This is a genomic window from Burkholderia cepacia (assembly GCF_001039005.1).
In the GTDB taxonomy this organism is placed as follows: Bacteria; Pseudomonadota; Gammaproteobacteria; order Burkholderiales; family Burkholderiaceae; genus Burkholderia; species Burkholderia theae.
The window spans coordinates 80,257-102,602 of sequence record NZ_LDWR01000013.1 but is presented as its reverse complement, the minus strand read 5'-3'; the positions used below and the strand labels follow the sequence as shown (position 1 = coordinate 102,602).

17 protein-coding genes are annotated in these 22,346 nt (G+C 67.6%); 9 read left to right on the top strand and 8 right to left on the bottom strand.

Annotation, left to right across the window (positions count from 1 at the left end; genetic code table 11):
- Positions 1-337 precede the first annotated feature (337 nt).
- The 3 genes from ada to gshA all read left to right on the top strand — a co-directional run bounded on the left by ada (position 338) and on the right by gshA (position 4,290).
- A complete protein-coding gene (gene ada, locus VL15_RS08240; RefSeq protein ID WP_048244749.1) occupies positions 338-1,429 on the top strand; it encodes a bifunctional DNA-binding transcriptional regulator/O6-methylguanine-DNA methyltransferase Ada in 1,092 nt (363 codons plus the stop codon).
- Positions 1,426-2,385 (top strand): DNA-3-methyladenine glycosylase family protein, encoded by a 960-nt coding sequence (locus VL15_RS08235; protein ID WP_048244747.1) that lies wholly within the window; start codon positions 1,426-1,428, stop codon positions 2,383-2,385. The genes ada and VL15_RS08235 overlap by 4 nt, the downstream gene beginning before the upstream one ends.
- A 291-nt stretch (positions 2,386-2,676) precedes the next feature.
- Positions 2,677-4,290 carry a glutamate--cysteine ligase gene (gene gshA / locus VL15_RS08230; protein WP_048244745.1) on the top strand — a complete coding sequence of 538 codons (1,614 nt, stop codon included), beginning with the start codon at positions 2,677-2,679 and terminating at the stop codon, positions 4,288-4,290.
- Between the two features lie 103 nt (positions 4,291-4,393).
- Here gshA and VL15_RS08225 read toward each other — a convergent pair whose 3' ends face one another.
- On the bottom strand, positions 4,394-4,705 hold the full coding sequence (locus VL15_RS08225; protein ID WP_048244744.1) for a DUF4148 domain-containing protein: 312 nt from the start codon (positions 4,703-4,705) through the stop codon (positions 4,394-4,396).
- 491 nt (positions 4,706-5,196) lie between these two features.
- On the opposite strand from VL15_RS08225, the gene VL15_RS08220 reads away from it, so the two are divergent.
- A complete protein-coding gene (locus VL15_RS08220) occupies positions 5,197-6,837 on the top strand; it encodes an L-lactate permease (RefSeq protein ID WP_048244742.1) in 1,641 nt (546 codons plus the stop codon).
- 111 nt (positions 6,838-6,948) lie between these two features.
- Here the strand turns inward: VL15_RS08220 and VL15_RS08215 are convergent, their stop codons facing one another.
- Positions 6,949-7,860 (bottom strand): LysR family transcriptional regulator, encoded by a 912-nt coding sequence (locus VL15_RS08215; protein ID WP_048244740.1) that lies wholly within the window; start codon positions 7,858-7,860, stop codon positions 6,949-6,951.
- A gap of 231 nt (positions 7,861-8,091) precedes the next feature.
- On the opposite strand from VL15_RS08215, the gene VL15_RS08210 reads away from it, so the two are divergent.
- Positions 8,092-10,263, top strand: coding sequence for a phosphocholine-specific phospholipase C (locus VL15_RS08210; RefSeq protein WP_048244737.1), 2,172 nt, complete (start codon positions 8,092-8,094; stop codon positions 10,261-10,263).
- Between the two features lie 194 nt (positions 10,264-10,457).
- A complete protein-coding gene (locus VL15_RS08205; RefSeq protein ID WP_048244735.1) occupies positions 10,458-11,186 on the top strand; it encodes a phosphonate utilization associated transcriptional regulator in 729 nt (242 codons plus the stop codon).
- A gap of 110 nt (positions 11,187-11,296) precedes the next feature.
- Here VL15_RS08205 and VL15_RS08200 read toward each other — a convergent pair whose 3' ends face one another.
- The 5 genes from VL15_RS08200 to VL15_RS08180 all read right to left on the bottom strand — a co-directional run bounded on the left by VL15_RS08200 (position 11,297) and on the right by VL15_RS08180 (position 17,930).
- Positions 11,297-12,685, bottom strand: coding sequence for an FAD-dependent oxidoreductase (locus tag VL15_RS08200; RefSeq protein WP_048244734.1), 1,389 nt, complete (start codon positions 12,683-12,685; stop codon positions 11,297-11,299).
- Positions 12,686-12,782: 97 nt separating this feature from the next.
- Positions 12,783-13,913: a 2-aminoethylphosphonate--pyruvate transaminase gene (locus VL15_RS08195; protein WP_048244732.1), complete on the bottom strand. Its 1,131-nt coding sequence runs from the start codon at positions 13,911-13,913 to the stop codon at positions 12,783-12,785.
- 48 nt (positions 13,914-13,961) lie between these two features.
- On the bottom strand, positions 13,962-15,689 hold the full coding sequence (locus tag VL15_RS08190; protein ID WP_048244730.1) for a putative 2-aminoethylphosphonate ABC transporter permease subunit: 1,728 nt from the start codon (positions 15,687-15,689) through the stop codon (positions 13,962-13,964).
- On the bottom strand, positions 15,686-16,777 hold the full coding sequence (locus VL15_RS08185; RefSeq protein ID WP_048244728.1) for a putative 2-aminoethylphosphonate ABC transporter ATP-binding protein: 1,092 nt from the start codon (positions 16,775-16,777) through the stop codon (positions 15,686-15,688). Before VL15_RS08185 ends, VL15_RS08190 begins: the two co-directional genes overlap by 4 nt.
- Before the next feature lie 97 nt (positions 16,778-16,874).
- Positions 16,875-17,930, bottom strand: a complete 1,056-nt coding sequence (locus tag VL15_RS08180; RefSeq protein WP_048244726.1) for a putative 2-aminoethylphosphonate ABC transporter substrate-binding protein — start codon at positions 17,928-17,930, stop codon at positions 16,875-16,877.
- Positions 17,931-18,139: 209 nt separating this feature from the next.
- On the opposite strand from VL15_RS08180, the gene phnA reads away from it, so the two are divergent.
- Positions 18,140-19,378, top strand: a complete 1,239-nt coding sequence (phnA, locus tag VL15_RS08175; protein WP_048244724.1) for a phosphonoacetate hydrolase — start codon at positions 18,140-18,142, stop codon at positions 19,376-19,378.
- Positions 19,379-19,407: 29 nt separating this feature from the next.
- Positions 19,408-20,862, top strand: a complete 1,455-nt coding sequence (gene phnY / locus VL15_RS08170; protein WP_048244789.1) for a phosphonoacetaldehyde dehydrogenase — start codon at positions 19,408-19,410, stop codon at positions 20,860-20,862.
- A gap of 89 nt (positions 20,863-20,951) precedes the next feature.
- On the opposite strand, the gene VL15_RS08165 is transcribed toward phnY, so the two are convergent.
- Positions 20,952-21,224, bottom strand: coding sequence for a hypothetical protein (locus VL15_RS08165; RefSeq protein ID WP_048244723.1), 273 nt, complete (start codon positions 21,222-21,224; stop codon positions 20,952-20,954).
- Positions 21,225-21,549: 325 nt separating this feature from the next.
- On the opposite strand from VL15_RS08165, the gene VL15_RS08160 reads away from it, so the two are divergent.
- Positions 21,550-22,332 carry an amino acid ABC transporter substrate-binding protein gene (locus VL15_RS08160; protein ID WP_048244787.1) on the top strand — a complete coding sequence of 261 codons (783 nt, stop codon included), beginning with the start codon at positions 21,550-21,552 and terminating at the stop codon, positions 22,330-22,332.
- Positions 22,333-22,346: the final 14 nt, after the last annotated feature.

The window sequence follows — 22,346 nt, the reverse complement described above, 5'->3', positions numbered from 1 at the left end:
CCGTTCACGCGGAGCGGAACGGGCTTAATCCATATCAGGAGGAGACATGGAGGAGACAGTTCCAACTATACACACGGCGATGGTGCGACGCAATATTCCGAATGCAAAAAAACGTCAGGACGGCGATTTGTCGCATCCGCACTGCAGCAAAATGGTGACGGGACGATGACGAAAACCGCGCCGGAACGGCCGGCGCAGGCGTTTTGTCGGATTTATGCTTGAATGATGTGTCCCCGGTTCGCCGGCTCGAATCAGAGAGCAAGATTCAGGGCGCGACGGCACGTGCCGATGTCTAGAGTAGGCACCATCTACACTACATAAAGAGTGCGAGGTTCAGATGAAAACCGCCTATCCGACCGACGATGCCCGCTGGGGCGCCGTGACCACTCGCGATCCGCATGCGGACGGCGCGTTCTTCTATGCCGTGCGCACGACCGGCGTGTTCTGCCGCCCGACCTGCGCGTCGCGGTTGCCGCGCCGCGAGCATGTGTCCTACTTCACCGATCCGGCCGCCGCGCGTGCAGCCGGCTTCCGGCCCTGCAAGCGTTGCCAGCCGGAAGGGCTGCCGCGCGAGCTCGAGATCGTCAACCGCGCATGCGCGGTGCTCGACGCGCACGCCGAGCGGCTCACGCTCCAGCAACTGAGCGATGCCGTGCACGTGAGCCCGTTCCACCTTCAACGGCTCTTCAAGCGCGTGGTCGGCGTGTCGCCGCGCCAGTACCAGGCCGCGCAGCGCGGTGCCGCGCTGCGGCAGGCGCTGCAAAGCGGGCAGCCGGTCACGCAGGCGGCCGTCGACGCGGGCTTCAATTCGCCGTCGCGGCTCTATGCGTCGGTGCCGCGCGAGCTCGGGATGGCGCCGTCCGCGTTCCGCCGCCAGGGCGCCGGCCTGCGGATCGACTATGCGACCGCGGCGACGTCGCTCGGCACGGTGCTCGTCGCCGCGACCGAACAGGGCATCTGCCGGATCGCGTTCGGTGACGAGCCGGCCGCGCTCGTCGGCGAGCTGAACGACGCGTTCGCCCGTGCCGAACTGGTTGAAGCGCCCGCGCGGCTCGCCCCGTTCATCACGCAGATCCGCGCGTACCTGGACGGCACGCGGCACGCGTTCGACCTGCCGCTCGACATCGCGCCGACCGCCTTCCAGCAGCGCGTGTGGGAAGCGCTGACGCATATTCCGTACGGCGAAACGCGCAGCTACTCGGAGATCGCCGAGGCGCTCGGCTCGCCGCGCGCGGTGCGGGCCGTCGCATCCGCGTGCGCGTCGAACCCGGTCGCGCTCGCGATCCCGTGCCACCGCGTCGTGCAAAAGGGCGGCGCGCTCTCCGGGTATCGTTGGGGCGTGCGCCGCAAGGCGACGTTGCTGGCATCCGAGGCGCGTCATGTCCACCACGATGAAACCGAAGCCGTGACGGAGGGCAGCGCAGTTTGAGCCTCGCCAAAACAACGATCACGTCAATCGTGAACGGCGGCCATGTGCCGCCGTCCGCGCAGATGGAACTGCGCTTCAATGCGCCGTATGACTGGGCGCGCGTGCTGCGCTTCTTCAGCGGGCGCGCGATTCCGGGTGTCGAGCAGGTCGCGGACGGCACGTATCGCCGCATCGTCGACCTGCACGGCGATTCCGGCCGGCTCACGGTCACGAAACACCCGCGCAAGCATTGCCTGATCGCGACGGTCGAAGGGGCGGTCGCGCGTCATGTCGACGATGCGTTCGCCGCGCGCGTCGCGACGATGTTCGACCTCGGCGCCGATCCGGCCGCGATCGGCGGCGGGCTCGCGCGCGATCCCTGGTTCGCGCCGCTCGTCGAGGCTGCGCCGGGGCTGCGCGTGCCAGGTGCATGGTCGGGGTTCGAGCTGGCCGTGCGCGCGATCGTCGGCCAGCAGGTGAGCGTGAAGGCCGCGACGACGATCGTCGGCCGGCTCGTCGAACGGGCCGGCGAGCGTGTGGTGCCCGTCGACGATGGCGCACCCGCGTGGCGTTTCCCGACGCCCGACGCGCTGGCCGCGTGCGATCTCGACAAGATCGGAATGCCCGGCAAGCGCGTGGCGACACTGACGGGCGTGGCGCGCGCGGTGGCGGCCGGCGACGTGCCGGTCGACCGCGAGCATGCCGATCTGGCGACGCTGCGTAGCGCATGGCTCGATCTGCCGGGCATCGGCCCGTGGACCGTCGAATACATCGCGATGCGCGCCTGGCGCGACCCCGATGCGTGGCCGGCCTCCGATCTCGTGCTGATGCAGTCGATCGCCGCACGCGATCCGGCGCTCGACCGGCTGGCGAGCCAGAAGCGCCGCACCGAAGGCTGGCGGCCGTGGCGCGCGTACGCGGCGCTGCATTTGTGGAACGAAGTGGCCGACCGGGCGGGCGGCGCGCGCGGCGGATGATCGATTCGGCGGCACGGTTGCACCTGCCGCCGCCTGTCCGCGCATCGCGTTCCATCGGACGAATGCACGTGATCGACGTGCCCATCGGTGCCGCCTGGCTCCGGTGCCACACGCCGCGACGGCCGCAATCGCCCCGTCCGGCGGCCCGCTCCGCCCCGCGCGCCGTACCCGGCGCCACCTCAAGCGCGTGTTCCGGCGAGATGTTAAAGTGCCCGCTACCAACGAAGCGACCAACAATCCAGCCGGCCGCGCGCGGCGTTCTGCGCGCGGCCGTCACGCACTTGCGTCTCCATGTCGAACACCATGACTCACCGCCAGTCCGAACTGCTGCTGAATCGCCTCGAAGCGCTGAGCTCGGGCCCGACGCGGCAGCATCTGCCCGACGGCCTGCGCGGCATCGAAAAGGAAAGCCTGCGCGTGACGCGCGACGGGATGATCGCGTTCTCGCCGCATCCGCGCGCGCTCGGATCGGCGCTCACGCATCCGTCGCTGACGACCGACTATTCCGAGGCGCTGATCGAGCTGATCACGCCCGCGGAACGCGACGCCGCCATCACGCTCGAACGCCTCGACGATCTGCATCGCTACGTTTATGCGGCGCTCGGCGACGAGATGCTGTGGAACGAATCGATGCCGGGCCTGCTGCCGGCCGACGACCAGATTCCGATCGCCGACTACGGCACGTCGAACATCGGCCGCCTGAAGACTGTGTACCGGCGCGGCCTCGCGTATCGCTACGGCCGCACGATGCAGTGCATCGCCGGCATCCACTACAACTACTCGCTGCACGAGGAAGTGTGGCGGCGCCTGCATGCGGAAGAAGGCTCGACGGCCACGCTCGTCGACTACCAGTCGGAGCGCTATCTCGCGCAGATCCGCAACTTCCGCCGACGCAGCTGGCTGCTGATGTACCTGTTCGGCGCGTCGCCCGCGCTCGACACGAAGTTCCTGCGCGGCAAGCCGCACAAGCTGGAGACGTTCGACGCCGATACGCTGTACCTGCCGTATGCGACCAGCCTGCGGATGAGCGATCTCGGCTACTCGAACACGACCGCCCAGGCCGCGCTGCACGTCGACTACAACACGCTGCCCGGTTATCTCGACGCGCTGTCGAAGGCCGTGAGCGAGCCGTATCCGGCGTACGAGGCGATCGGCACGCATCGCGACGGCGAGTGGATCCAGATCAACACGAACGTGCTGCAGATCGAGAACGAGTTCTACTCGACGATCCGCCCGAAGCGCGTCACGTATTCGGGCGAGCGGCCGCTGCATGCGCTTGCATCGCGCGGCGTGCAGTACATCGAGGTGCGCTGCCTCGACATCGATCCGTTCGAGCCGACCGGCATTGCGCTGGAGACCGCGCGCTTCATCGACGCGTTCCTGCTCGCGTGCGCGCTCGACGAAAGCGCGGCGCTCGACTGCGACGCGTACAAGGAAGCGAACGCGAACTTCGGCCGCGTGACGATGGAAGGCCGCAAGCCGGGGCTCACGCTGGCACGCGACGGCCAGCCGATCACGCTGCAGGCGTGGGCGGACGACCTGATGACCGATATCGAAACCATCGGCCGCCGTCTCGACGAGATCCGCGGCGGCGACGAGCATACGCGCGCCATCGCTGCGCAACGCGAGAAGCTCGCCGATCCGGAACGCACCGCATCTGCGCGCGTGCTGCGCACGATGCGCGAGAACGGGCAGTCGTTCCTCGGGTTCGCGCTGGCGCAGAGCGAAGCGCATGCCGCGCATTTCCGCGCGCATCCGCCGTCGGCGGACACGCTGAGCACCGAGCAGGCGCTCGCCGCGAAGTCGCTGGCCGAGCAGGCCGAGCTCGAAGCGAAGGAGGCCGGATCGTTCGATGCGTTCGTCGCGGCCTATCGTGCTTATACGCTGAACCGCTTCAGCGTTTGAGGATCATGCACGCGGCCGCGCGCGCTGGTGTGCGGGCCGTGTGTGTGTCGGCCGGCGCCGGTGGCGCCGCGCCGTTACCCGTTCAATCGGGTTCAGTCCGCAATCAGTGATGGGTGTAGGTGCCGCGATCGATCGCGTGCGGTAGCGCCGGCTTGCCCGATTCCACGTTCCCCCTCCCTTCGCTGCCGTAACCGGCGTCCTCGCCGCGCGCCTGCGCGGCACGCTGCATGATCGCCTGCATGTTCTCCGGAAAGTCGGGACTGCTCGCGAGGCTCGTCCGGTAGCCGGCGGCCTGCAGCTCCGCGAGTTCCTGACGAACCTGCGCACGCGTCAGCGTCGATGCGGGCTGCGCATGGGCGGCGAAGACCGCGCCGATCAGCAGGATCGCGCATGCCGCGTGTTTCATCGTCTTCATCGTGTTCGCTCCGTGAGGTTCCGGTGCCGCGCCGTCGTCGGCGCGGGTGGAATCGATGCGGCCAGTCTAGGCTTCGGACGCCAAACGAAACATCCCGCCCGCCGGCAGGCACTTTTGTTGCACCTGCAACATTGCGCGGGTGACCGTGTCGAGCGCGATGGCGAACCGTTCGCGACGGGCTTCCTGTCGAGCGCGACAGTTGCCCGCCATCTGCCGGCCACCGTGTAGCGGAGGGTTCGCACCGGGTCGCCACGCATCGGGCTTGTCCCCCTTGTACAAGCGCCGCGCGCCTCCTAACCTCTTTTAAGCGACTGATCGGTTGGCCGTGCAACGTCGTTGCGTGCGCAAGCGTCCGATCGTCGTCGCGACCGTGGAACGACCGCTTTGCCCCGAATCCGGGGGCGCCGAAACGCCAACTCGGGTCGACCGCACATGGCATGGGACCCGAGTAAGCGCTAAAGCGCCAACTCGGGTCGACATCTGGAGACACGATGAATCCCACCGACGCCCTACCGCCCGGCATCGTCTTCGCGCAGCCGTTGACGCCGGTCGCCAACTCGCTGTTCCTGTCGTTCCTCGTCGCCGCGATTCCGATCGCGGTCGCGCTGATCGCGCTGGGCGTGCTGCGCCGTCCCGCATGGCAGGCATCGCTTGCCGGGCTCGTCGCCGGCCTCGTGGTCGCAATCGGCGCGTGGGGCATGCCGGCCGGGCTCGCGTTCAACGCGGTCGGCGCGGGTATGGCGCTCGCGGTCGTGCCGGTGATGTGGATCGTCTTCAACGCGCTGCTGCTGTACAACATCGCGGTGAAGTCGGGCCGCTTCGACCAGTTCCGGCAGTGGATGCTCGACAACCTGCCCGACGACCGCCGCCTCGTGCTGCTGGTCGTCGCGTTCTCGTTCGGCTGCCTGCTCGAAGGGATCTCGGGGTTCGGCACGCCGGTCGCGATCACGAGCGCGCTGCTGATCGCGCTCGGCTTCCCCGCGCTCGAAGCGCTCACCTATACGCTGCTGTTCAACACCGCACCGGTCGCGTTCGGCGCGCTCGGCGTGCCGATCACCGTGCTCGGCGCGGTCACGTCGCTGCCGCCCGCGACGCTCGCCCAGATGGTCGGCCGGCAGTTGCCGTTCTTCGCGCTGCTGCTGCCGTTCTATGTGGTCGGCGCGTATGGCGGGCTGCGCTCGATCAGGCAGCTTTGGCCGGCGCTGCTCGTGTCGGGCGCCAGCTTCGCGATCGCGCAGTTCGTCACGTCGAACTTCCTCGGCTACCAGCTCACCGACGTGCTGTCGTCGCTCACGTCGCTGATCGTCACGATCGGCTTCCTGCAGGTGTGGCGGCCGCAGCCCGATCCGCAATACGCGCTCGCGCGCAGCGTGCCCGCGGCGGCCGGCGCCGCGCGCGCGGGCTTCGGCGGCTGGCTGCCGTGGCTCGTCGTGTCGGTGGTCGTGATCGTGTGGGTGCATGCGAACGTCGCGATGATCGGCGACGTGAAGATCAAGTGGCCGGGCCTGCACAACGCGGTGTTCGTGTCGCTGTACCACAAGCCGTATGCGGCGATCTGGGATTTCCAGCCGCTCGGCACGGGCACCGCGATCCTGCTGTCGGCGATCATCACCGCCGTGCTGACGCGCACCGGCGCCGGCGCGTTCCTCGAATGCGTGGTCAAGACGTGGCGGCAGACGTGGATCGCGATCGTCACGGTGATGATGATCGTCGGGCTCGCGTACCTGCTGAACTACTCGGGGATCAGCTACACGCTCGGCACGGGCGTCGCGTCAACGGGTGCGCTGTTCCCGCTGGTGTCCGCGTCGCTCGGCTGGATCGCCGTGTTCCTGTCCGGCAGCGACACGTCGGGCAATGCGCTGTTCGGCAACCTGCAGGTCGTCGCCGCACGGCAGCTCGGGCTCGATCCCGTGCTGATGGCCGCGACCAACTCGTCGGGCGGCGTGATGGGCAAGATGATCTCGCCGCAGAACATCGCCACCGGCGTGTCGACGACGGATCTGAAGGGGCAGGAAGGCCTGGTGTTCGCGCGCACCTTCTGGCACAGCGTGATTCTCACGCTGCTGCTCGGCGTGCTCGTGTTCCTGCAGCAGCACGTGTTCACATGGATGATTCCGGCGCTGCCGAAGTGACGCGTGGCCGGACGCGAGAAGGAAGGCACGAGGAAAAAACGAGGGAAGGCGCGACGAAAAGCGCCAGGCAATGCAGCAGGAAATGCGCGAAAGCGGCGAACGCGCGGCGGCTCAGCGCGCGTTCGCCCGCCGCGTCGGGTCGAGTGTCGCGGCGCGCGTGGCGGGCTCCGCCGGCAGGATGCATGCAAGAAACGCGTCGATCGCCGGGCTCTGGCGGCGCGCCTTCAGGTAGTACACGTATTCGTCGATCGTCGTGTCGACGCCGCGCAGCGCGATGACGCGCAGATCCGGATGGCGCTCGGCCTCGCCGAGCGGAAACAGGCTGCCGCCCACGCCATGCAGGATCGCCTCGCGGATCGCTTCGCGGCTGCCGATCTCGGCGACCGACGCGGTCGCGACGCCGGCCGCGGCCAGGATCGTCTCCGTGCAGCGGCGCGTGATCGAGCCTTCCTCGCGAATCAGCAGCCGCACGTCGGCGAGCTGCGCCGGATCGATCGCGTCGAAACGCGCGAGCGGATGGGTACGATGCACGACGAGCACCAGCGGATCGGTCGAGATCACCTTGCGTTCGAGGCCGTCGGCGTCGTTGCGCTGCGATGAGACGGCGAGATCGATGCGGAATTCCTGCAGCGCCTGCAGGATCTCCTCGGAGTTGCCGATCCGGCACGTGAGCGCGATCGACGGATGCGCGTTCGAGAAGCGGCCGACCGCGTCCATGATGTAGTACGGGCCCGTCGCCCCGATCCGCAGGTGCCCTTCGAACAGGCCGCCGACGTTGCGCAGCATGATGTCGGCCTGCGCCTCGAGCGCGATCATCTTCTCGACGAGCGGCAGCAGCTCGATGCCGGTCTCGGTGACCTCGAGCTTGCGGCCGCTGCGGTAGAACAGCTCGACGCCGTACACCTGCTCGACCTGCCGGATCTGCGCGGCAATCGTCGGCTGGCTCACCCCCAGGTGGCGTGCGGCGCGCGTGATGCTGCCCTGCCGGACGGTCGCGTGGAACGCCTTCAGCTGATCGAACACGACTCGGCTTCTCCCCCCTCTTCATCGCGCGTCAGCGTAGCGCACGCGTGTGTCGGCCGCATGAAAGGCGCGTCGTGCGCCGCTTCGAAAAAAAGCTGGGGGTCAGCGCAAGAAACCTGCGGGAACCGGTCACGGCCGGGACATGCCGGTGCGGGGTAATAGCGGGTAACACACCGACCGCCGGCCCCGCTCGACCGGCACCCCACTCCTACCGACAACAGGGTTCCCTTCATGTCCTCGAACAATCGACGCGATTTCCTGCGCCTCGCCGCGCAGTCGGCCGGCGCGATGGCCGCCTACGCGGGCTTTCCGCCCGCGATCCGCAACGCGCTGGCGATGCCGGCCGCCTATCGCACCGGCACGATCCGCGACGTGGAACACGTCGTGATCTTCATGCAGGAAAACCGTTCGTTCGACCATTACTTCGGCGGGCTGCGCGGCGTGCGCGGTTTCAACGACCCGCGCCCGCACCTGCTGCCGAGCGGCGCGCCGGTGTGGCAGCAGCCGCCGGCGTCGGTGTTCACGAAGAACTACCATTCGCGCGGCATCGATCCGTCCGCGCCGTACGTGCTGCCGTTCTACCTCGACCCGAAGCAGACGACCGAATTCCAGCCGGGCACGAACCACGGCTGGAGCAGCGGCCACCTGTCCTGGAACAACGGCCAGTGGGACCAGTGGGTGAACCAGAAGCAGGACGTGCTGACGATGGGCTACCTGAAGCGCCAGGATCTCACGTACCACTACGCATTGGCCGACGCGTTCACGATCTGCGATTCGTACTTCTGCTCCGCGCACGCCGACACGGCGCCGAACCGCATCTACCTGTGGACCGGCACGGTCGACCCGCGCAACATCTACGGCAACCCGCCGAACGGCCCGGGCATCGGCGAGCGCGACGACGTGAACGGCTACACGTGGACGACCTACGCCGAACGCCTCGAGAACGCGAAGGTCAGCTGGAAGGTGTACCAGGGCGGCACGGGCATCCCGGGCGACCCGACCGACAACTACACCGACAACTCGCTGATGTTCTTCAAGCGCTTCCAGGTGAAGGAAGGTGCGAGCGGCCCGCTGGTCGACAAGGGCGCGTCGGACCACACGCTGGCCGAGCTGAAGGCCGACGTGCAGGCGAACCGGCTGCCGCAGGTGTCGTGGATCGTGGCGCCGTACAAGTACAGCGAGCACCCGCAGGCGTCGCCGACCGACGGCGCGTTCTACATCAACATGGTGCTCGAGGCGCTCACGTCGAACCCCGAGGTGTGGGCGAAGACGGTGTTCATCCTCAACTACGACGAGAACGACGGGCTGTTCGACCACGTCGTGCCGCCGGTGCCGCCGGTCACGAGCGGCGTGGGCGGCCAGGGCATCGTGTCGTCGAACCTGCTGTCGAACCTCGGCGACGAGTTGCTCGACCTGAACAAGTACCCGGGCGAGATGAGCCCGCTCGTGCCGGGCGCGGACCCGGGCGGCATCCAGCCGATCGGCCTCGGGCCGCGCGTGCCGCTGATCATCATCTCGCCGTGGACGAAGGGCGGCTGGGTCTGCTCGGAGACGTTCGACCATACGTCGGTGCTGCGTTTCCTCGAAGCGCGCTTCGGCGTGAAGGAGCCGAACATCAGCGCATGGCGCCGGTCGATCTGCGGCGACCTCACGTCGGCGTTCGACTTCTCCGCGCGGCCCGACACGCGCACGGTGAGCTTCACGGTGCCGCAGCACATCGCGACGGCCGGCCAGGCGTACCAGGTGCCCGCGCAGCAGTCGATGCCGGCGCAGGAGCCCGGCACGCGGCCTGCGCGCGCGCTGCCGTACGAGCTGTTCGTGCACAGCCGCGTGAGCGGACACGACGACACCGTGTCGCTCGACTTCGCGAACTCGGGCGACGCGGGTGCGGCGTTCTACGTGTACGACCGCCGCAACCCGACGACGCCGCCGCGTCGTTATGCGGTGTCCGCGCACGATCGTTTCGTCGACACGTGGAGCACGTCGGCCGCGCGCGGCGAATACCATCTCGCGGCATACGGCCCGAATGGCTATCTGTGCGAGTTCCAGGGCAACACGCGGCTTGCGGCGGACGGCCGCCACGCGAACCCCGAAGCGAAGATCGGCTACGACGTGCGCAACCGTCACGTATACCTGCAACTGCGCAACAGCGGGCGCGCGACGTGCCGCATGACGGTCGACAACGCGTACAGCCATGCGCATGCGCGCACCTATACGCTGGAGCCGGGCGAGCGCGTCGAGGATCACTTCGAGCTGTCGTCGAGCCACGGCTGGTACGATCTGACGATTACCGCGACGACGCTGCGCGGCGGCGACGACAAGGTCGTGCGCCGCTTCGCGGGCCACGTCGAGACGGGCCGGCCGAGCCACAGCGATCCGGGGCCGGTGAAGCACTCGGCCTGACGGTCGGTGCGCGTCGCGCGGTTCGGGCGAAGTCTGCCCGTCGCGCGGCCGCCGCCTGCCGGTTGCATGCCGGCGGGCGGGATTGGTTTTTGGAAACTGAAAACTGTTGACAATGTGTCGGGCCGAGGGTATATAAGGATCATTCGCCGATATGGCGCCCTCGTTTTCACCGCAGCCCCGCTGCCTGCCCGACCATGACTGCCCCGAACACGCTCAGCGCCATCGAACTCCTGCAAAGCCAGTCGCTTGCGATGATTGTCCAGGACATGCTCGAGCGCGCGATCGTCTCCGGCGAATACGCACCCGGCGAGAAGCTCAACGAAGTCGAGATCGCGACCAAGCTGAACGTGTCGCGCGGCCCCGTGCGCGAAGCGTTTCGCGCGCTCGAACAGGCCGGCCTGCTGCGCAACGAGAAGAACCGCGGCGTGACCGTGCGGGTCGTGCCGCTGCGCGAGGCCGAGGAAATCTACGAAGTGCGCGCGATGCTCGACGAGTCGGTCGCGCGCGCGCTCGCGCAGCGCATCTCGCCCGACACGCTGAAGGTGCTGAAGGGCATCATCCAGTCGATGAAGGATGCCGCGAAGACTCACGACGTCACGCGCTATACCGAGCTGAACGTGCAGTTCCACGACGCGATGGTCGTCGGCGTCGGCAATACGCACCTCACCGACACCTACCGCCGGCTCGTGCGCCAGCTCGGCCTGCTGCGCCAGGCCGCGATCGAGGCCGAGGAAGATGCGATCGCCGTGTCCGCGGCCGAGCACGACAAGATCGTGCAAGCGCTCGCGGGCGGCGACGGGGAGAAGGCCGTCGCGCTGGTGCGTGAGCACGTCGCGCACGGCCTCGCGCGGATGCGCCGCACGCACGAGCAGGGGCTGCCCGCGACGGGCAAGGCGGCGCGGGACAAAACCGCGCGCGCGTAAGGCCCGGCAAGGCTCACTCGGGCCGTCGCCGAAAAGCAAAGGGACGCTTCGCAGCGTCCCTTTTTCATTGCGTCGTTACCGTCGTTGCATCATCGCCTCGTCACGCCTCGTCACGCCTTGTCGGCCTTCCCGGCCGCGCTCGCGAATTTCGCGAGCCACGTATCGACGGCCGACGGCTGCCGGCTCTCGTCCTCCGCGCGCTCCTTGCGGCGGATCGCATTGCGCACGACGTGCGCGCCCACATAACGAATCGGCTCCGGCGGGAAATGGCCGAGCGGGCCGCGCACGATCGGGCTGCGCGTCCACGCGTTGTCGAGGCCGAGCACGAGCGACGACAGGATCTGCCCGCCCATGTAGGTCGGCCCGACACCGTTGCCCGAATAACCGAAGCCGTAGAACACGTTCGGCGCGTCGTCGAGGCGGCCGAAGAACGGGAAGCCCGTGACCGAGCGGTCCGACGGCCCGTTCCAGCTTGCGGTGACCGGCACGCCCGCGAGCGACGGAAAGAATTCGCGCAGGCTTTGCGTGAGCTGCGCCTCGTACGGCGAGCGCTGGTCGAACACCGGCGCGATGCGGCTGCGCCACGAGAACGTGTTGCCGCCCTTGCCGAGCATCAGCCGCCCGTCGGCGGTGGTGCGGTAGTAGTAGACGAAGATCCGCGAATCGAGCACCGACACGCCGTTGACGAGCCCGGTCCGTTCAAGCAGTTCCGGGCATTTCTCGGTGATGACCATGTCGCTCGACACGACCGCGATCGTGCGCTCGAACTGCGGAAAGCGGCTCGCCATCCACGCGTTGATCGCGAACACGAGCTTGCCCGCCGTGACGCTGCCGGACGGCGTGCGCACGACGGCTGGCTGCCCGGGCGTGAAGTCGAGCATCGGCGTGCGCTCGTAGATCCGGATCCCCATCGCGAGCGCGACGCGGCGCAGCCCGCGCACGAGCTTGCCCGGATGCACGGTCGCGGCGATCGGCGAGTAGACGCCGTCGAGATTGCGCGCGGAACCGGAGCGGCGCGCGACTTCGGCGGGCGGCAGCGGCTCGTAGCTGTGGATGCCGCACGCGGCGAGCGCGTCGAGCACCGGCGCGAGCGTGCCGACCTGCGCGCGCGACGTCGCGGTGTACAGCGTGCCGTCGAGCCGCAGTTCGGCATCGATGTCATGCGCGTGGCAGAAATCGGCGATGTGCTGGACGGCCGCTTCCGACGCCTTCACGAGCCGGATCGCCTCGGCTTCGCCGAACAGGCGCCGCAGCGTCAGGAATTTTGCCGACCATGTGAGCAGGCACCCGCCGTTGCGGCCGCTCGCGCCGGCGCCGCACAGGTCGGCCTCGACGATCGCGATGTCGAGTGCCGGGTTCTGCTGCTTCGCCTGGATCGCGGTCCAGAGCCCGGTGAAGCCGCCGCCGACGATGCAGACGTCGGCCTGCGTCGCGCCTTGCAGCGCGGGGGCGAGATCGCCGTCGTTGAACAGCGCTTGTTCGATCCAGAAGGGTCGCATCGGATGTTTCGTCAGTAAGGGTCGGGGCCGTGCCGCGCACGACCAGGAAAACCCGGCCGCGCGCACCGGGGCACGCGGCCGGTTGCATCGAGTCGCGTCAGGCTGCCGCTTCGGCCGACACGCGGCGCACGCCCATCGCCCGCAGCGTGTCGGCGATCGCGGCGACGGCGCCGGGGATGCCGGCCTCGCCGAAGTGGCCGATGCAGCCGACGCGGAACGTGTCGACTTCGGTCAGCTTGCCCGGATACAGAATGTAGCCGCGCTTTTTGACCTCCTGATAAAACGTCTTGAAATCGTAGTTCGGATCGTCCGGCGCATGGAACGTGACGATGATCGGCGCCTGGATCGCCGGATCGAGGAACGGCTGGAAACCGAGCGCGTGCATCCCGTCGATCAGCGCGCGATAGTTGCGCTGGTAGCGGCCGCCGCGCGCGGCGAGCCCGCCTTCGTCGACGTATTGCGCGACGGCTGCGTCGAGCGCCGCGACCACGTGCGTCGGCGGCGTGAAGCGCCACTGCGTCGTGCGCTGCATGTAGACCCACTGGTCGTACAGGTCCATCGCGAGCGAGTGGCTGTTGCCTTCGCAACGTTCGAGCGTGCTGCGCTTCGCGATCACGAAGCCGAGCCCCGGCACGCCTTCGAGGCATTTGCCCGATGCCGCGATCACCGCGTCGAACGGCGTCGTGCGCGCGTCGATGTCGATCGCGCCGAACGAGCTCATCGCGTCGACGATCAGCCCGCGGCCATGCTTCGCGACGATCTGCGCGATCTCGTGCAGCGGGTTCAGCACGCCGGCGCCCGTCTCGCAGTGCACGAGCGCGACGTGCGTGATGCCCGGATCGGCGGCGAGTGCGCGCTCGACGTCGGCGGGGTCGACGCGGCGGTCCTCGCGGTAGTCGAGTGTCGTCAGCTTGCGGCCGAGCACACGGCAGATCTTCGCGAGGCGCTGGCAGTACGCGCCGTTGTTCGGCACGAGCACGTGGCCGTCGCGCGGCACGAGCGTGCCGATCGCCGCCTCGACCGAGAACGTGCCGCTACCCTGCAGCGGCACGCATTCGTGCGTGCCTTCGCCGTGCACGATCCGCAGCAGGCGTTCGCGCAGCCGCGCGGTGATCGCGTTGAAGTCGCTGTCCCACGAACCCCAGTCGCGCAGCATCGCGTCGCGCGTGCGGTCGGAGGTCGTCAGGGGGCCTGGGGTGAGCAGGATGGGCTGGGCGGCGAGCGTCATGGTGTCTCCTTGGTGAAGTCGGGACGTCACGTGAATGCGGCGAAAGGATCAGCGGCGATGCGGGGTGCGCCAGGCCTGCGTGCGGCGCAACAGGCGATGCGAGATGCACGCGAACAGCAGGCACGCGCACGACGACGTCGCGAGCACGAGCGTCGCCATGGCGGCGGCCGGGCCCATCTGGCCCGCGTCGTCGAGGTTCAGGATCGCGACCGACGCGGGCTGCGTGTCCGGCGAGTAGAGGAACGCGACGGCCGAGACCGTCGTCATCCCGTTGACGAACAGGTAGCGCGCGATCAGCAGGATCGCCGGCAGGCACACGGGCACCGTCACGCGCAGGAAGGTCTTGTAGAACGGCACCTTCAGCGACGCGGACACGGCCTCGAACTCGCTGTCGATCTGCCTGAGCGCGGTGACGGCGGTCAGGTGGCTCGACGCGTAGTAGTGAACGACCGTGACGATCGCGAGCAGCCACAGCGAGCCGTACAGCCCGTTCAGCGGATTGCCGGGCGCGTTGAACAGGAAGATGTAGCTGATGCCGAGCACGAGGCCCGGCACGCCCATCGGCAGGATCGCGCACAGGCTGATGAAGCCGCGCAGCCAGCGCGCGCCGCGCGTCTTCTCGATCAGGTACGCGCCGCCGAACACGACGATCGTGCCGCCGATCGCGACGGTCGCGGCCATCCGCAGGCTGTTCTTGTACGCGTCGAAGATGCCGGCGCCGATCAGCCCCATCCGGTAATGCTGCAGCCCGAGGCTCATCTGGTACGGCCAGAACTTCACGAACGACGCGAACACCGAGATGCCGACCACCGCGACGAAGAACACGCACACGAGCGCGCAGTACGCGAGCATCGCGGCGTCGAAGCCGCGCGACGGCTTCGGCTGATACGGCGTCGAGCGCGCGCCGAGCTGCGACTGCTGGCGGCGGCGGATGAAGAAGTCGACGCCGAACGCGACGAGTGCCGGACACAGCAGCATCAGGCTCACGACCGCGCTGCGGTTGAAGTCCTGCAGCCCGATGATCAGCTTGTAGATGTCGGTCGACAGCACGTTGTACGAGCCGCCGATCACCACCGGCACGCCGAAGTCGTTGATGCACATCGTGAATGCCACCATCGTCGCGCTGATCAGCCCGTACTTCGCGCCCGGCAGCGTGATCGTGAAGAACTTGCGCGTGCGGCTCGTGCCCATCGCGTCGGCGGCCTCGTAGAGCCGGCCGTCCGCGAGCGACAGCGCGGTGACGAGGATCATCAGCACGTGCGGGAACGACGCGTATACCATGCTCGCGACGATGCCCGGCAGCCCGTAGATCGAATGGCCGTGCAGCAGCGGCTTCAGCAGCCCCGCGTTGCCGAACCAGTAGATGAACGACACGGCCGACAGCAGCGTCGGCGCGAGCAGCGGCAGCAGCGCGATCGTGCGCGCGGCGTTCTTCAGCGGCATGCACGAGCGCGTCAGCGCATACGCGAACGTGAACGCCATCGGCACGACGATCGCCGTGACGAGCGCGCCCACCGTCAGCGAATGCAGCATCGAGCGCAGCACGCCGCTGTCTTCCAGATACTCGACGAAGTTGTGCGCGCCGACGAAATGCCCGTCCGCATCGACGAAGCATTTCTGCACGACGAGCGCGAGCGGAAGCAGCAGGAACAGCGACATCAGCGCGGCCATCGCGACGAGCGCGAACTGCGCGATGCGGTCGTGCCAGTGCGTGATCTGCCGCACGTCGGCGGGGGCGGAGGCGCCGCGGCGGCGCTCGGTCAGGACGGTGCTCATTGCAGTCGCTCCTTCGCGCTCGGGAACACGCGGACATGCTCGCGATCGAGCGCGAGGTCGATGCGCGCGCCGGCCTGCACGCCGGTGCGGTCGACGTCGTGATACGACAGGTCGGCGACGATCTCCTGACCGTCGAGCCCGTCGATGCGGAAGCTCACGCGGCAGAATGCGCCGAGGAATTCGAGCTTTTCGACGCGGCCGGCCAGCACGTTGTCGGCCGTTTCGCCCGGCACGCGGATGCGCAGGTCTTCCGGCCGCACGTAGACCGACACCGCCGCACCCTGCGCGGGCCGCGCGGCGCCGTGGCGGCAGTCGAGGCCGACCGCACCCGCGCGCAGCGTGCCGTCCTGCGCGACTTCGGCGGGAATCGTGTTGACGCGGCCGATGAAGTCCGCGACGAACGGCGACGCGGGCTGCCGGTAGATTTCGAGCGGCGTGCCGATCTGCTCGATCACGCCGTGGTTCATCACGACGATGCGGTCGGCCATCGACAGCGCTTCTTCCTGGTCGTGCGTGACCATGATCGTCGTCACGCCGAGCCGCTGCTGCAGCGCGCGGATTTCCTGGCGCAGCCGCACGCGCACGCGCGCGTCGAGCGCCGACAGCGGTTCGTCGAGCAGCAGCAGGCCCGGCGACGTGGCGAGCGCACGCGCCAGCGCGATGCGCTGCTGCTGGCCGCCGGACAACTGACCCGGATGCTTGCGATGGCTGTCGGGCAGGCCGACCAGCGCGAGCAGCGTGTGCACGCGCTCGTGGATCGCGTCGCGCTTCATCTTGCGGTTCACGAGCCCGTACGCGACGTTGTCGTACACGGTGAGGTTCGGGAACAGCGCGTACGACTGGAACACGATGCCGTAGTCGCGCAATTGCGGCGGCAGCCGCGAGATGTCGCGGCCGTCCTGCATGATCTGGCCGGCGTTCTGCGTTTCGAGCCCCGCGATGATCCGCAGCAGCGTGGTTTTCCCGCAGCCGGACGGCCCGAGGAAACAGATCATCTCGCCCTTCATCACGCTCAGGTTGATGTCGGTGAGAACCTGCGTGTCGTTGTACCGCTTCTCGATGCGTTCTACGCTCAGATAAGGTGCCATGCGCGCCTCCATGCTGGGGCGGCCCGGGGGCCGGATTCGACGAGGGAAAGGGTGACGCGGGGCGGCGCGCGGCGCGGCCCCGCTGCCGGTCGCGGCGTTACTGCTGCGTTTTCGCCCCGTAGCGCTTCTGCCACGTATCGAGGATCGACTGGCGGTTTTTCGCGGACCACACGAAGTCGTTCTTCACGAGCAGGTCCGAATAGTTGTCGGGGATGCCGGCCAGCTTCCGAGCGACGCCCGGATACGCGACGATCGCCCACCAGCGCGCGGTGATCTGGTTCGCGTCCTTGCTCGCCATGAAGTCGGCGAGCTTCTTCGCGGCATCGGGCTGCTTCGTCGTCTTCATGATCGCCGTGCCTTCCATGTCCCAGCCGAGCCCTTCCTTCGGGAACACGAGATCGATCGGCGCGCCCTGCGCCTGCAGTTCGTGGCCGCGGAATTCGAACGAGATGCCGATCGGGAATTCGCCGGTGCCGGCGAGCGTGCACGGCTTCGAGCCCGAGTGCACGTACTGCGCGACGTTCTTGTCGAGCGCGTCCATGAATTTCCAGCCTTTGTCGTCACCGAAGGTCTGCAGCCACGCGGTCACGTCGAGGTAGCCCGTACCCGACGATACCGGGCTCGGCATCACGATTGCGCCTTTGTAGATCGGCTTCGTCAGGTCTTCCCACGACGTCGGCTTCGGGATGTTCTTCGCCTGCGCGGCGATGCGGTTGTAGCAGATCGTCGCGCCCCACACGTCCATGCCGACCCAGCGCGGTGGCGTGTTCGCGTCGCTGTACTTGCGCGTGAGCTGGTCGAAACCCTGCGGCGCGTATGGCATCAGCATGCCCTGCAGGTCGAGCAGCGTGAGGCTCGACGCGGCGAGGCCGAGCACGACGTCCGCGCGCGGGTTGTTCTTTTCCGCGAGCAGCTTCGCGGTGACCGAGCCGGTCGAGTCGCGCACCCAGCGGATCTCGATATCGGGGTTCGCTTTCTCGAACGCATCCTTGTAGGGCTTCATCGCCTCGTCTTCCAGCGCGGTATAGACGAGCAGCGACGTCTTTGCGTGCGCCGCCTGCGCGGCGCCGAGCGCGACCGCCGCGGCCACCGCGAAGCGGGCCGCGCCCGCTGCCCATGCGTTCAAACGCTTGTTTACCGGCACTTCGTTCATCTTCAGACCCCTTGACTGTGGCGCCGCGGCACGCGGCGGATGAGTGGAGACCAGCCCTCTCTTTGCTACGTCGTTTTGCTTTCTGTTCTCTGCATGTTGTTGACAATCTACAAATCATCCATTTTAATGTCAAGCATGGAAAACACCTCCCTTCGGCGCGGCGCGGGCGCCGACGGCTCAACCCCTTCGAACTGAAAGGAATGAACGTCATGACTGAAACGCCTGTATCCGTGGAAGTGAACGGCCGCCGTTACAACTGGATGAGCCGGCCCGTGGTGGTGGTCTGCGTCGATGGTTGCGCATACGAATATCTGGAAGAAGCCGCCGAGGCCGGCGTCGCGCCGTTCCTGCGCACCCTGCTGAAGCCCGGCACGGCGCTCAAGGGCGAATGCGTGGTGCCGAGCTTCACGAACCCGAACAACCTGTCGATCGTGACCGGCGTGCCGCCGGCGATCCACGGGATCAGCGGCAACTACTTCTACGATCGCGACACCGGCGCCGAAGTGCTGATGAACGATCCGAAGTACCTCGTCGCACCGACCGTGCTCGCGACCTTCGCCGAACAGGGCGCGCGCGTCGCGGTCGTCACCGCGAAGGACAAGCTGCGCCGCCTGCTCGGCAAGGGGCTGAAGGGCATCTGCTTCTCGTCGGAAAAGGCCGACGAGGCGAGCATCGAGGAGAACGGCATCGACGGCGTGCTGGAACTGGTCGGCAAGCCGGTGCCGAGCGTGTACAGCGCGGACCTGTCGGAGTTCGTGTTCGCGGCCGGCGTGCGCCTGCTCGAGACGCGCCCGATCGACCTGATGTACCTGTCGACGACCGACTACGTGCAGCACAAGTGCGCGCCCGGCACGCCCGGCGCGAACGCGTTCTACGCGATGATGGACACCTACCTGCAGCGCCTCGACGAACTCGGCGCGATCGTCGCGATCACGGCCGACCACGGGATGAACGCGAAGCACGACGACGAGACCGGCGAGCCGAACGTGATCTACCTGCAGGAACTGTTCGACGAGTGGCTCGGCCACGATGCGGCGCGCGTGATCCTGCCGATCACCGATCCGTACGTCGTGCACCACGGCGCGCTCGGCTCGTTCGCGACCGTCTACGTGCCGGCATCGGCCGACGCCGATGCGCTGCGCGCGCGTCTTGCGGCGGTCGACGGCATCGAGGTCGTGCTGACGGGCGCCGAGGGTTGCGCGCGCTTCGAGCTGCCGCCCGCGCGGATGGGCGACCTGATCGTGATCTCGAAGCAGGACGTCGTGCTCGGCACGCGCCGCATCAAGCACGACCTGTCGGGCCTCGACGTGCCGCTGCGCTCGCACGGCGGGATTTCCGAGCAGATCGTGCCGCTGATCTTCAGCAAGCCGGTCGCCACCGACGTCACGGGCCGCGCGCGGCTGCGCAACTTCGACATCATCGACATCGCGCTCAACCATCTGCAGTGATGCATCCGCATCCGCAAGGGGACACACTCATGAACGCCATTGCAGCATCGACGGACGTCCGCGAGATTCGTCGCGAAGCACTGCGAATCGACGGCGAACGGATTCATCGGGACGCGGTGATCGACGTGCGCAACCCGTACGACGGCTCGCTGGTCGGCACCGTGCCGAAGGCGACGCTGGACGACGTGCGGCGCGCATTCGCGGTCGCGCACGCATACCGGCCGACGCTCACGCGTCACGATCGCGCGGCGATCCTGCGCCGCGCGGCCGACATCGTGCGCTCGCGCACCGCCGAGATCGCGGCGCTGATCACGGCCGAAGCCGGGTTGTGCATCAAGGATTCGACCTACGAAGCGGGGCGCGTGGCCGACGTGCTGACGTTCGGCGCCGGTGAAGTGCTGAAGGACGACGGGCAGATCTTCTCGTGCGATCTGACGCCGCACGGCAAGAAGCGCCGCGTGTACACGCAGCGCGATCCGCTGCTGGGCGTGATCTCGGCGATCACGCCGTTCAACCACCCGATGAACCAGGTCGCGCACAAGATCGTGCCGTCGGTCGCGACCAACAACCGGATCGTCGTGAAGCCGTCGGAGAAGGTGCCGCTGTCGTGTTACCTGTTCGCCGACATCCTGTACGAAGCCGGCTTGCCGCCGCAGATGCTGCAGGTGATCACCGGCGACCCGACAGAGATCGCGGACGAGTTGATCACGAACCCGGCGATCGACCTGATCACGTTCACCGGCGGCGTATCGATCGGCAAGTCGATCGCATCGCGGATGGGCTACCGGCGCGCGGTGCTCGAACTCGGCGGCAACGATCCGATCATCGTGATGGAAGACGCCGATCTCGACGAAGCGAGCACGCTCGCGGTGTCGGGCTCGTACAAGAACTCGGGGCAGCGCTGTACGGCGATCAAGCGGATGCTCGTGCACGAGTCGGTGGCCGATCGCTTTACGGAACTGGTCGTCGAGAAGACGCGTGCATGGTCGTACGGCAATCCGGCCGATCCGTCGGTCGACATGGGCACCGTGATCGACGAAGCGGCCGCGAAGTTCTGCGAGCAGCAGGTGAACGATGCCGTCGCACGCGGTGCGCGGCTGCTGGTCGGCAACGTGCGCGACGGCGCGCTGTATTCGCCGACGGTCGTCGACTGCGTGACGCCCGACATGCCGCTGGTGAAGTATGAAACCTTCGGCCCCGTGTCGCCGATCATGCGCTTTCGCGACATCGACGAAGCGATCCGGATGTCGAACAGCACCGACTATGCGCTGTCGTCGTCGGTCTGCACGAACCGCTTCGACAGCATCACGCGCTTCATCACCGAGCTCGAAGTCGGCAGCGTGAACGTGCGCGAGGTGCCGGGCTACCGGCTCGAACTGACGCCGTTCGGCGGTGTGAAGGATTCGGGGCTCGGTTACAAGGAAGGCGTGCAGGAAGCGATGAAGAGCTTCACGAATACGAAGACGTATTCGCTGCCCTGGTAAGCGGTGTGTGATGCGGGCGCGCCGGCTCGAAGGCCGGCGCGTGGAATGACTCCCGGCGGGATGCAGCCGCAGCGGCCGTCAGGCGACGGTCAATCGTCGTCGCCGTGGTGATGCCGCCAGCCGCGATGCCAGCCGTTGTCGTGCCGGTAGCGGCGATAGCGATAGTCGCCGTAGTACGGACCGTAATAGACGGGTGCCGGCTCGTACACGACGGGTGGCGGCGCGTAGTAGACAGGCGGTGGCGCCACGATCACCGGCCCCGGCACGCCGAAGTACACGCCGACGTCGGTGTGTGCGAATGCGCTTGCCGACAGGCAGGCGGTCGCGATGCCGACGGCGCAGGACAACAGGATGCGTTTCATTTGCCGTTCACTCCGTTCGTGGGTGCGAAGGCCCGCGAGCAATCGGTTCACCTGTCTTCATGGTACGTGGCGCGTGCCGAATCGGTGATACCGCGGTGTCGCTTCTGTAACCGCCGGTAACGAGTCGTCGGACGGTCGACGCGCGGCGTTGCGACGGATTTCGTTAGCGGAATGAGGGGTTGATCGGCGCGTTATTCGATCGGCTCATATCGTTAGCCGATTTGCGTTTTTGCCGCGCTTCGACGCGTCGGTAGAATTCGCGGACCTCTCGAACGGCACACGCGTGCCGCGGGATCACTCCCTCCAATCATTCGGGGTCCGCACCATGAAATTCCTTCGCTCCATTCTGGTCGTCGCGTTGCTGCAGGCCACTGCCGTCACGAGCGCGCTCGCGGCCGACGATCTGTCGCAGATCAAGTCGTCCGGCGTGTTCCGGGTCGGCACCGAAGGGACGTACGCGCCGTTCACGTACCACGACGAAACGGGCAAGCTGACCGGCTTCGACGTCGACATTGCCACCGCGATCGCGCAGCGCCTCGGCGTGAAGCCGCAATTCGTCGAAGGCAAATGGGACGGGCTGATCGCGGGCCTCGACGTGAACCGCTACGACGCGGTCGTCAACGAAGTGTCGATCACCGACGCGCGCAAGGCGAAATACGCTTTCTCGTCGCCGTACATCACGTCGCACGCGGTGCTGATCGTGCGCACGGACAACACGACGATCCGCTCGTTCGACGACCTGAAGGGCAAGAAATCCGCGAACACGCTGACGAGCAATTTCGGCAAGCTCGCGGCGGCCCACGGCGCGGACGTCGTGCCGGTGCAGGGCTTCAACGAATCGATCGACCTGCTGATGTCCGGGCGCGTCGACGCGACGATCAACGATTCGCTGTCGTACCTCGATTTCCGCAAGCACAAGCCCGACGCGAAACTGAAGATCGCCGCGACCGACACGACCGGCGCCGGCGACGCATCGGGCGTGCTGCTGCGCAAGGGCAGCCCCGAACTGGTGGCCGCGATCGACAAGGCGCTCGCGGACATCAAGTCGGACGGCACCTACGCGAAGATCTCGCAGAAGTACTTCGGCCGCGACGTGTCGCAGCCGTGACGCGAGGCTGAACG

Excerpts from the sequence above, each read along its gene's own strand:
- ada (WP_048244749.1), top strand. The coding sequence starts at position 338 with ATGAAAACCGCCTATCCGACCGACGATGCCCGCTGGGGCGCCGTGACC.
- gshA (WP_048244745.1), top strand. The coding sequence starts at position 2,677 with ATGTCGAACACCATGACTCACCGCCAGTCCGAACTGCTGCTGAATCGC.
- VL15_RS08225 (WP_048244744.1), bottom strand. The coding sequence starts at position 4,705 with ATGAAGACGATGAAACACGCGGCATGCGCGATCCTGCTGATCGGCGCG.
- VL15_RS08220 (WP_048244742.1), top strand. The coding sequence starts at position 5,197 with ATGAATCCCACCGACGCCCTACCGCCCGGCATCGTCTTCGCGCAGCCG.
- VL15_RS08210 (WP_048244737.1), top strand. The coding sequence starts at position 8,092 with ATGTCCTCGAACAATCGACGCGATTTCCTGCGCCTCGCCGCGCAGTCG.
- VL15_RS08205 (WP_048244735.1), top strand. The coding sequence starts at position 10,458 with ATGACTGCCCCGAACACGCTCAGCGCCATCGAACTCCTGCAAAGCCAG.
- VL15_RS08200 (WP_048244734.1), bottom strand. The coding sequence starts at position 12,685 with ATGCGACCCTTCTGGATCGAACAAGCGCTGTTCAACGACGGCGATCTC.
- VL15_RS08195 (WP_048244732.1), bottom strand. The coding sequence starts at position 13,913 with ATGACGCTCGCCGCCCAGCCCATCCTGCTCACCCCAGGCCCCCTGACG.
- VL15_RS08190 (WP_048244730.1), bottom strand. The coding sequence starts at position 15,689 with ATGAGCACCGTCCTGACCGAGCGCCGCCGCGGCGCCTCCGCCCCCGCC.
- VL15_RS08185 (WP_048244728.1), bottom strand. The coding sequence starts at position 16,777 with ATGGCACCTTATCTGAGCGTAGAACGCATCGAGAAGCGGTACAACGAC.
- VL15_RS08180 (WP_048244726.1), bottom strand. The coding sequence starts at position 17,930 with ATGAACGAAGTGCCGGTAAACAAGCGTTTGAACGCATGGGCAGCGGGC.
- phnA (WP_048244724.1), top strand. The coding sequence starts at position 18,140 with ATGACTGAAACGCCTGTATCCGTGGAAGTGAACGGCCGCCGTTACAAC.
- phnY (WP_048244789.1), top strand. The coding sequence starts at position 19,408 with ATGAACGCCATTGCAGCATCGACGGACGTCCGCGAGATTCGTCGCGAA.
- VL15_RS08165 (WP_048244723.1), bottom strand. The coding sequence starts at position 21,224 with ATGAAACGCATCCTGTTGTCCTGCGCCGTCGGCATCGCGACCGCCTGC.
- VL15_RS08160 (WP_048244787.1), top strand. The coding sequence starts at position 21,550 with ATGAAATTCCTTCGCTCCATTCTGGTCGTCGCGTTGCTGCAGGCCACT.